The following is an 8519-nucleotide window of genomic DNA, read 5'->3' as shown; positions in this document are numbered from 1 at the left end:
CCCACCCACCGTTCGGTTGACCGACCCGGGATTGATCCCTGGTCGCTGTGATGCGCTGTGCCCCCAAGGGTGGGGGAGCCGTTGGCGAGGTATACGGCGGCGTGTCGGGCGCGGGCGGCTGACGCCGCCGCGACTCGTGGTGCAACGTTGCCAGGAAGGCGCTGCGCAGCCTCTTGGGGGGAGAAGAAGGCGGCATCCTCCAATTCGTGCCCCGGCAGGTCGAAGTTCCTGAGGCCGATGGTTCCGCAGTCGAAGGTGAAGTGGATGAGGGCCCGCCGACGCTGCCCGGCGGGCGGTGCCCAGTCCACGACCAGCAGCTCACCCACCGCCACGGCAAGTCCCAGTTCTTCGCGCACCTCACGCGCGCACGCCTCATGCGGATACTCGTCCTCCTCGACGTAGCCGCCGGGAAACGCCCAGTCAGCTCGGTAGGTCGGCTTGACGAGCAGCACGTTGCCGGCAGCGTCGGTGATGAGAGCGGCTGCGGCGGCGTGGAAGGCCGGCAGGTTGGCGTACCACGTGGTCGGCTCCGTCCAGCTCACGTCGATGACGCTAGCTGGCGCAGTGAGACGCGCCCACCATGCTGTTGTTTGATGGTGGCCCTGATCCAGGTAAGCCCGTCGACGATCACCCAGCCGCCGGCAATGCCCCATTGGACGCGGTTGGGCAAGTTGGGCGGACACCACGTCACAACTCAGGTGTACCGTCCGAGACGGTGACCAGCGCCCAGTCCTCGACACGGAGGAGACGGCATGAGCAACCCGACAGTCGGAGATCGGCTCGCCGGAATCCGGCGTGAGTCGAAGCTTACGCAGGAGCAACTCGCCGAGCGGTCCGGCGTCAGCGTCGAGGTGATTCGCAAGCTGGAGCAGGGCAGCCGGGGCGCGGCTCGGCTCGACACCCTGCACGCGCTCGCCCGTGCCCTGCGGGTGCCGACCTCCGCACTGCTCGGCGACGCATCCCTGGCCGCCGCTCGCGGAGAGCCTGACCACCGCCCACTGTCACTGGCGGAGATCCGCCGCGCGGTCGCCCCGGTCCGACGCCTCACCGGAGGTGCCCTGATCGAGCCGATGAGCGAGCCTCCCGACCTCGACACACTGCGTGCGAACCTTCACGCCGCCGACCGGGTCTACAACGCCGGCGACTACGCCGTGGCGCTGCGAGTCATGCCGCCACTCATGGTAGACGTACGGGCAGCGGTGGGCCTGGCCACTGAGGCACGGCAGCCCGAGGCACACGACGTGTTTGCCCGCACCCAACGGTTGGCGGGAGCGCTGCTGATCCAGTTGCGCGCCGACGATCTCGCCCAGACCGCGCTCTCAGGTGCGTTGGACGCGGCGCAGCGGAGCGGCAATCGGGTGGTGGCGGCCACCGTCATCCAGTCGTTCTGTTGGCTGTTGATGCGGCAGGGCCGGATCGCGGAGGCGGCCGAACTGGCAGTGACGACGGCCGACGAGGTCGAGCCCCAGTTCTCCCGGGCGACCCCAGCCGAGCTGGCAGCTTGGGGCTGGCTGCTGTTGGGTGCCGCCGCCGCGTGTGCCCGGGACAACCGGCCGGACGAGGTCACCGATCTTGTTGACGCGGCTGCCGCCGCTGCCGTGCGCATCGGAGAGCGGGTTCCGGCATCGGAACAGCAGATGCTGGTTGGCGGCTTCGATGTCGCCAAGGTGCAGATGCAGCGGGTCGAGGCGGCGGCGGTGGCCGGCGACGCGGATCGGGTGTTGGAGCTGTCGGCGCACATTCCGCCCCCCACGATGAGCAGGTCTTCCTGGCGGCGGCACCGGCTGGACGTGGCATGGGCCTACACGGACCTCCGGCAGTACGGCAAGGCAACCACCGTACTCAGCCAGTTGCGAGACATGTCGCCGGCCTGGCTACGGCAACAGCGGTACGCCCGGGACATCGTGGACCGGATCGCCTCGGGTCGCCGCCGAGCGATGACCGACGAACTGGCGGCACTGGCCGATCTCATGGGCTGCGCTCGCTGACTGGTACATCCCGTCCTACCGATCTCGACTCAACTCCTTGATCGCACTTTGCGCACCTGGGCTGTCACTCATCGTCACGAAATTATCTGGACGTGGTGAACCGCTGCCTGAACCAGCAGCGGTCGCTGGTGCCGGAAGTGGCGGTGACGGACCTCGGTGAGTCCGTCGCCGCACCGACGACGGAGGTGAGCATGCAGGGTCAGGGCGACAAGCCCGCACCGAGCCGGGGTGAGCAGATCGAGGCGGACGAGCGAGAAGCCGCCAAGCTGCGCCTTCTCGCACAGGCCGAGGCGGATCGGATACCGGTCGAGGACACCACGCGAGCGCGCCCGGACCGGCGGTGGCGGCGTGACCAGGGATGAGCCGATCGGCCGGCGGGTGGCCCGGTGGCGGGTGCGCCGCCGGATGACGCAGCAGATGCTCGCCGACCGGCTCGGCAAGTCGAAGAGCTGGGTGGACAAGGTCGAGCGGGGCGTGCGTGCCCTGGACCGGTACTCGGTGATCCAGGAGATCTCCGAGGTGCTCCGGGTGGACCCGGCGGTGCTGCTCGGCGAGCACCGTCCACCCCCGACCAGCGGGCTCGACGGCGTGGACGGGATCAGAGCCGCCCTCGCCCGCTACGGTGCCGGCGGGACGGCCTCGGCCGACGAGATCGGCCGGCATGTCGCCCACGCCTGGCGCTCACCGCGACGCTTGCCGCCACGCAGCGGGTGGAACAGCCGGGCGTACGGGGCGCGCTGCTGCTCCAGGGCGGGTTGGCCGCCGCCGGTTGTGGCGACACCCGTCAGGCGGACGAGCTGATCGACCGGGCCGCCGACCTCGCCGGCCGTGGTGGAGTCGACGACTCGCATCGGACCTGCTTCGGGCCGGTCGCCGTGGAGCTGGCGCGGGTGGTGGCGGCGGTGGAGCTGGGCGAGGCGGGGGAGGCGGTGTACCGGCACGAGCGGGTGGTTCGCCGGGAGGAGTGGCGGCCGCTGCCGGCCGAGTACCGGGCCGCGTACCTGGTGGACGCCGCGCGGGCGTACCTCCAGCTGGGCGACCTGGTTGGGGCCGGGCGGGTGCTGGTGAACGCGGACCGGGTCGCGCCGGCGGAGGTCCGGTGCCGGCCGGTGGCGCGTACGGTGATTGCTGAGATCGCCCGGGGCGGGCCGGCCGGTGTCGGCGTGGCGCGGCTGGCCACCCTGGTCGGGCTGACCCGATGACCGGGTGCGGTTGTGGTGTGCCCCGGTCACCGGGATCAGCGGCAGCGGGCCGGGTCAGGTGCTGGTGAGGATGACGAGTCGCTGGGTGGCGCGGGTCATCGCGACGTAGCGGTCGACGGCTGCTTCGATGCCCTCGCCGAACGCCTCCGGGTCGACGAGGACGACCAGGTCGAACTCGAGCCCCTTGGCCAGCTCCGGAGTCAACGACCGGACGCGGGGCGTCGCCCGGAAGGTGGGATCGCCGATGACGCAGGCGGTTCCTTCGGCGTGCGCGGCGAGCCAGGTGTCGAGGATCGAGCCCAGCTCGGAGGTGGATCCGTGGACGACGGGGACGCCGCCGCTGCGGATCGAGGTCGGCACGTTGGCGTCCGGGAGCACGGCCCGGATGACCGGCTCGGCTGCCGCCATGACCTCCTTCGGCGTCCGGTAGTTGACACTCAGGCCGGCCAGGGTGATCCGGTCGAGCCCGATCCGGGTGAGTCGTTCCTGCCACGACTCGGTGAACCCGTGCCGGGACTGGGCGCGGTCCCCGACGATGGTGAAGCTCCGCGACGGGCAGCGCAGCAGCAACATCTGCCACTCCGCGTCGGTCAGTTCCTGAGCCTCGTCCACCACGACGTGCGCGAACGGGCCGGCGAGCCGGTCCGGTTCGGCGCTGGGCAGTGCGGCCCCGTCGACCAGGGCGTCTTGGAGATCCAGTTGGCGCAGGCTCGACAGCACACCCTCACCGTCGTCATAGGTGTCGGCCGCGATCAGGTCGTCGACGACCAGGGACATGCGCGCGCGTTCGGCGGCGACCATGGCGTCCTGCCGGCGCTCGCGCCCGGACGCCTCCGGGTCACCGAGCCGTTGTCGTGCGGCGTCCAGCAGCGGCAGGTCGGACACCGTCCAGGCGTGCGCGTCCGCGCGCTGCAGCCTCAGCACATCGTCCTGGCCGAGCCACGGAGCACACCGGCGCAGGAAGGCGGGCACCGACCACAGGTCACCGACGATGTCGGTCGCGTCGAGCATGGGCCAGGCGCGGTGCAACGCCGCACGCAGTTCCCTGTTGCGCTCCAGCGACCTGCGGAGCAGCTCCGCCGGTTCGTCGCCGGCGTGCTTGGTGACCAGGATCGTCAGCAACTCCGTCCAGATCTTCTCGCGCGCCTCGTTGTGCGGGGTGCCGGATGCCGCCTCGAACGCCTCGGTCCAGTCGTCGACGTCCACCCGGATCTCGGACTCGTCGGTGCAGACCGTCATCGCCGTGTCGGGCGGCTCCTCGTAGAACCGGACGGCCGCCTCGATCGCCTTCACCAGCTCCGCGGACGACTTCAGGCGGGCCACCTCCGGGTCGGTCTCGGCCACCGCCGAGGCTCCCTCGGCGACCAGATCCCGCAGGGTGCACGTCTGTACGTCCTCCTCACCGAGGTTGGGCAGGACGTCGGCGACGTAGGCGAGATAGGGGTGGTGCGGACCGACGAACAGCACGCCGCCCCGGCGGTTACCGAGTCGAGGGTCGGCGTAGAGCAGGTACGCGGTGCGGTGCAGAGCGACAACGGTCTTGCCCGTACCCGGGCCGCCGTCGATGACGAGAGCCCCGCGCGACCCCGCTCGGATGATGGCGTCCTGGTCGGCCTGGATGGTGGCGAGCACGTCCCGCATCCGGGCCGAGCGGTGCCCGCCCAGGCTGGCGATGAAGGCGGACTGGTCGTCGAGGGCGGCGTGCCCGTCAAGCCCGTCGGGAGTGAAGACCTCGTCCCAGTAGTCGGTGATCCGGCCCCCGGTCCAGCGGTACCGGCGGCGGCTGGTCAGCCCCATCGGGTTGGCGTGGGTCGCGGCGAAGAACGGTTCAGCCGCCGGGGAGCGCCAGTCGAGCAACAGCCGGTGACCCGCGCCGTCGGTGAGGCCGAGTCGCCCGACGTAGACGGGCTCGGGGCTGTCGGCGGCGACCATGCGTCCCAGGCACAGGTCGATGCCGAAACGACGCAGGGCGCGCAGGCGCGCGGCCAGCCGGCGGACCGTCTGGTCGCGCTCCACCGCCTGGCCGCCCTTCCCGGCGGGCGCCCGGCGCTCGGCGTCGAGGCGGTCGGAGAGATCGGCGATGGACTGCTGCACGCTCGCCGCGATGGCCGCGAAGTGCTGCTCGTCGCCGGCGACCAGCGTCGGGTCGGCCTTGGCGGCGAGATGGTCGGGAAGGTCGAACGCGCTGGTGGTCAGCGGGTTCACGGCATCAGCTCCGATCTGAGATCACTGGCGACCGTTGGGCAGCGTTTGTCGACGCCAACACCCGCACGTCGCGCGCCCATTTGCGCAGGTTCCGGCCTTGGCGGACGATTCTGCGGCATGGCCCGGGTCTTGCCGCAAGACCCCGGGTGCGGTATACGTTAAGAATGGGAGGGGGTTCTGATTCCCTTCCATTTTTTGCTCGCATTCCTTTTCGCCGCCGCAAGAGGCCGCGCATGATCCGGCCGAGACGTGCGGGCATGCGGCCGTGGTCGCTGGTGAACGGCTGGCTCGGGTTGTTGTGCGCCGGTCAGGGCCGACCGACGCATACTCGGTATGCTCCTGCCCCATGCGACCTGATGATCGATTGGTGGCCCTCGTCGCCGTCGTGGGCGGTTTCCTGCTCGGCTCCCTCGACTTCGTATGGATCAAGTTCGTGCCGTACCCCTTCGCGGAGCTCGGCAATTCCACCGCCACCTGGGCGGTCGCCGCTTTCGCCGTCGGCTGGTGGGCCCGCGCGGGATGGCGGCGCGCGGCCCTGGCCGCCGCGGTCCTGCTGGTCGTCGCGGTGCCCAGCTACGACCTGGCGGCGACCCTCATCCAGGGTGACGACCTGGCCATACTGTGGTTGCCGGCGTCGCTGCTCTGGATGTTTCTCGGCGTGCTCGCCGGGGTGGTCTTCGGTGTCGGCGGCACCTGGGCGCGGAGCACCGGCTGGCAGCGGATCGTCGGCACGGCCCTGCCGGCCGCGGTGTTCTTCGAGGAGGCGGCCCGGTACGCCGAGACGGCCGCCGATCCCTATCGCACGGGCCTGTGGTGGAACGTCGCCATCGACGCCGCGCTCGGTGTGCTGCTCGTCGTGCTGGTGGGTCGGACGCACCGTCAACGGGCGCTCGCGTTGGCGGTGGCGGTGCCGGTTGCTGTCGTCATCTATCTCGGATTCGCGGTGGCCGCCGGGTAGGCGTAGGGGAGACAGGGATCATTCGCTGTGACCCGGGGTGGTCTCCGTCACCGGTCGCAACCGCCGCCGACCGCCGGCTGGTGTCCCATTGGGGCCCCGCACCGATCCGTCCACGGCGGTCGGGGCCTGCCCTCGGTGCCGCGCAGCGTGGGCCCCGGTGTCCCGAACCGACGGAAGGAAGACCATGCACATGCGTCGAATGCTCACGGCGGCGGCGGTCGCCGGCGCGCTCGCCCCGCTGTCCGGCTGCGCGAAGCCGCAGCCGGCCACGCCCGGCCCCGGTGCCCCGAGCACCCGGCCCGCGTCGGCGTCGGTGACCGCCTCCGCCGACTTCGCGTCCCTGGAGCAGCGGTTCGACGCCACCCTCGGGGTCTACGCCATCGACACCGGGACCGGCCGCACCCTCGCCCACCGGGCCGACGAGCGGTTCGCGTACGCCTCGACGGTCAAGGCCCTCGCCGCGGGGGCGTTGCTGGATGTGACCTCCGACGCGGAACTGGACCGGGTGGTCCGCTACCGGCGGGCGGACCTGGTGACGTACTCGCCGATCACCGAGCAGCACGTCGATACCGGGATGACCCTGCGGGCGGTCGCCGACGCGGCGGTGCGCCACAGCGACAACACCGCCGCCAACCTGATCTTCGCCGAGCTGGGCGGGCCGGACGGGTTCGAGCGCGAGCTGCGGGAGATCGGCGACACCGTCACCGAGCCGGCCCGGATCGAGACGGCGTTGAACGAGGCCGCGCCGGGCGACGTCCGCGACACCAGCACGCCCCGTGCCATGGCCACCAGCCTGCGGGCGTACGCGCTGGGCGACGCCCTGTCCGCCGCGGACCGCGCGGTCCTGGTCGACTGGCTGCGGCGCAACACCACCGGAGCGAAGCTGATCCGGGCCGGGGTGCCGGCCGACTGGCAGGTGGGCGACAAGACCGGCTCCGGCGGGTACGGCACCCGCAACGACATCGCCGTGCTCTGGCCGCCGCGGGGCGCACCGATCGTGCTGGCGGTGCTGTCCCGCCGCGACACCAAGGACGCCGCGTACGACGACGCGCTGATCGCCGAGGCGGCGAAACTGGCCGTCGGCGCGCTGGGCTGACCTGTCCCGCCATCGTGCCCCGGTTCTGTACGGATTCGGGGTTCGTGCGGCGTTCGGTGGGCATAGCGTCAGGTGTGGCGGCTACCCCGCCGCCGGGCCGCCCGCAGGCGGCCAGGCCGAACGACGGTGGTGTGACGTGGACGGAATCGACTCGACGGTGCTGGACGAGCTGGAGCGGCGCGGCCGGGGTGGCGGGCTACCCCGGGTGCTGGGCGTGGTGAGCCTCGCCCTCGGCGTGGGTGGTCTGCTGGCGCCCCGCGCGGTGGCCCGGCTGACCGGGGTGGACGACTCCCCGGGTGCGTACCCGGTCATCCGGGCCGTCGCCGGCCGGGAGCTGGGGCACGCGGCCGGACTGCTGGCCGGGCGGCGGCCCGCCGGCTGGGCGTGGACCCGGGTGGCCGGTGACGGCGTCGACCTCGCCCTGCTGGGGCGGGCCCTGGCTGACCGGCGGGGCGAGCGTCGCCGGCGGGTCGCGATCACCGCCGCGGTCGTCGCCGGCATCGCCGCCGTCGACCTGCTCGCCGCGGCGCGGGCCGGGCGGGCGCGCCGGGCGCGGGAACGGCTGATCACCATGGAGGTCGGGGTCACCGTCAACCGGCCCGCGTCGCAGGCGTACCGGTTCTGGCGCGACCTGGAGAACCTGCCGCACGTCATGGCCCACCTGGAGTCGGTGCGCGCCGTCGATTCACGGTGCTCGCGTTGGACGGCGCGTGGCCCGGCGGGGCAGTCGGTGAGCTGGGACGCCGAGATCGTCGAGGACCGCCCGGACGAGCTCATCGCCTGGCGGTCGCTGCCCGGTGCGCCGGTGCCGAACGCCGGCCGCGTCCGGTTCGTGCCCGCCCCCGGCGACCGGGGCACCGAGGTCCGGGTGGAACTCGGGTACGCGCCGCCGGCCGGGCAACTCGGTCGAGCCGTCGCCAAGCTCTTCGGCGAGGAGCCGGAGCAGCAGGTCCGCGACGACCTGCGCCGGTTCAAGCAGGTGTTGGAAACCGGCGAGGTGGTGCGTTCCGACGCCAGCCCGGAGGGCATCAGCCTGCGGCAGCAGTTCCTCCAGCGTCCCGCCCAGCCCC

At 72.1% G+C, this 8519-nt stretch carries 9 protein-coding genes; 7 read left to right on the top strand and 2 right to left on the bottom strand.

Annotated features, from left to right (window positions below):
* The coding region (locus tag E1182_RS27045) for an NUDIX hydrolase (RefSeq protein ID WP_243706440.1) at nt 1-542 on the bottom strand (542 nt) is incomplete at its 3' end.
* Between the two features lie 210 nt (nt 543-752).
* Between E1182_RS27045 and E1182_RS27040 the strand changes: the two genes are divergently transcribed.
* The 4 genes from E1182_RS27040 (at nt 753) to E1182_RS32550 (ending at nt 3190) form a co-directional block, all read left to right on the top strand.
* Nucleotides 753-1988 (top strand): helix-turn-helix domain-containing protein, encoded by a 1236-nt coding sequence (locus tag E1182_RS27040; protein ID WP_132270485.1) that lies wholly within the window; start codon nt 753-755, stop codon nt 1986-1988.
* Nucleotides 1989-2080: 92 nt separating this feature from the next.
* Nucleotides 2081-2350, top strand: a complete 270-nt coding sequence (locus E1182_RS27035) for a hypothetical protein (RefSeq protein WP_132270483.1) — start codon at nt 2081-2083, stop codon at nt 2348-2350.
* Nucleotides 2337-2789 (top strand): helix-turn-helix domain-containing protein, encoded by a 453-nt coding sequence (locus E1182_RS32555; protein WP_243706439.1) that lies wholly within the window; start codon nt 2337-2339, stop codon nt 2787-2789. The genes E1182_RS27035 and E1182_RS32555 overlap by 14 nt, the downstream gene beginning before the upstream one ends.
* Nucleotides 2699-3190 (top strand): hypothetical protein, encoded by a 492-nt coding sequence (locus tag E1182_RS32550; protein ID WP_243706438.1) that lies wholly within the window; start codon nt 2699-2701, stop codon nt 3188-3190. Before E1182_RS32555 ends, E1182_RS32550 begins: the two co-directional genes overlap by 91 nt.
* Nucleotides 3191-3244: 54 nt before the next feature.
* Here the strand turns inward: E1182_RS32550 and helR are convergent, their stop codons facing one another.
* The gene (helR, locus tag E1182_RS27025; RefSeq protein WP_207921536.1) at nt 3245-5386 is read right to left on the bottom strand and encodes an RNA polymerase recycling motor ATPase HelR; all 2142 of its coding nucleotides are present in this window, start codon (nt 5384-5386) and stop codon (nt 3245-3247) included.
* Nucleotides 5387-5741: 355 nt separating this feature from the next.
* Here helR and E1182_RS27020 point away from each other — a divergent pair, with 355 nt between their 5' ends.
* From E1182_RS27020 to E1182_RS27010, 3 genes are all read left to right on the top strand, one after another.
* The gene (locus tag E1182_RS27020; RefSeq protein WP_132270479.1) at nt 5742-6353 is read left to right on the top strand and encodes a DUF6518 family protein; all 612 of its coding nucleotides are present in this window, start codon (nt 5742-5744) and stop codon (nt 6351-6353) included.
* Between the two features lie 184 nt (nt 6354-6537).
* Nucleotides 6538-7449 carry a class A beta-lactamase gene (gene bla, locus E1182_RS27015; RefSeq protein WP_132270477.1) on the top strand — a complete coding sequence of 304 codons (912 nt, stop codon included), beginning with the start codon at nt 6538-6540 and terminating at the stop codon, nt 7447-7449.
* Between the two features lie 136 nt (nt 7450-7585).
* Nucleotides 7586-8519: SRPBCC family protein (locus E1182_RS27010; protein WP_132270475.1), on the top strand; the 934-nt coding region annotated here is incomplete at its 3' end.

The organism is Micromonospora sp. KC721 (genome assembly GCF_004348355.1).
Taxonomy (GTDB): Bacteria; Actinomycetota; Actinomycetes; order Mycobacteriales; family Micromonosporaceae; genus Micromonospora.
Note: the sequence above shows the minus strand (reverse complement) of the source record. Positions and strands in the feature narration are given on the sequence as shown.

What these genes read in the sequence shown, in the direction of transcription:
- E1182_RS27040 (WP_132270485.1), top strand. Translation starts at nt 753, where the DNA reads ATGAGCAACCCGACAGTCGGAGATCGGCTCGCCGGAATCCGGCGTGAG.
- bla (WP_132270477.1), top strand. Translation starts at nt 6,538, where the DNA reads ATGCACATGCGTCGAATGCTCACGGCGGCGGCGGTCGCCGGCGCGCTC.
- E1182_RS27020 (WP_132270479.1), top strand. Translation starts at nt 5,742, where the DNA reads ATGCGACCTGATGATCGATTGGTGGCCCTCGTCGCCGTCGTGGGCGGT.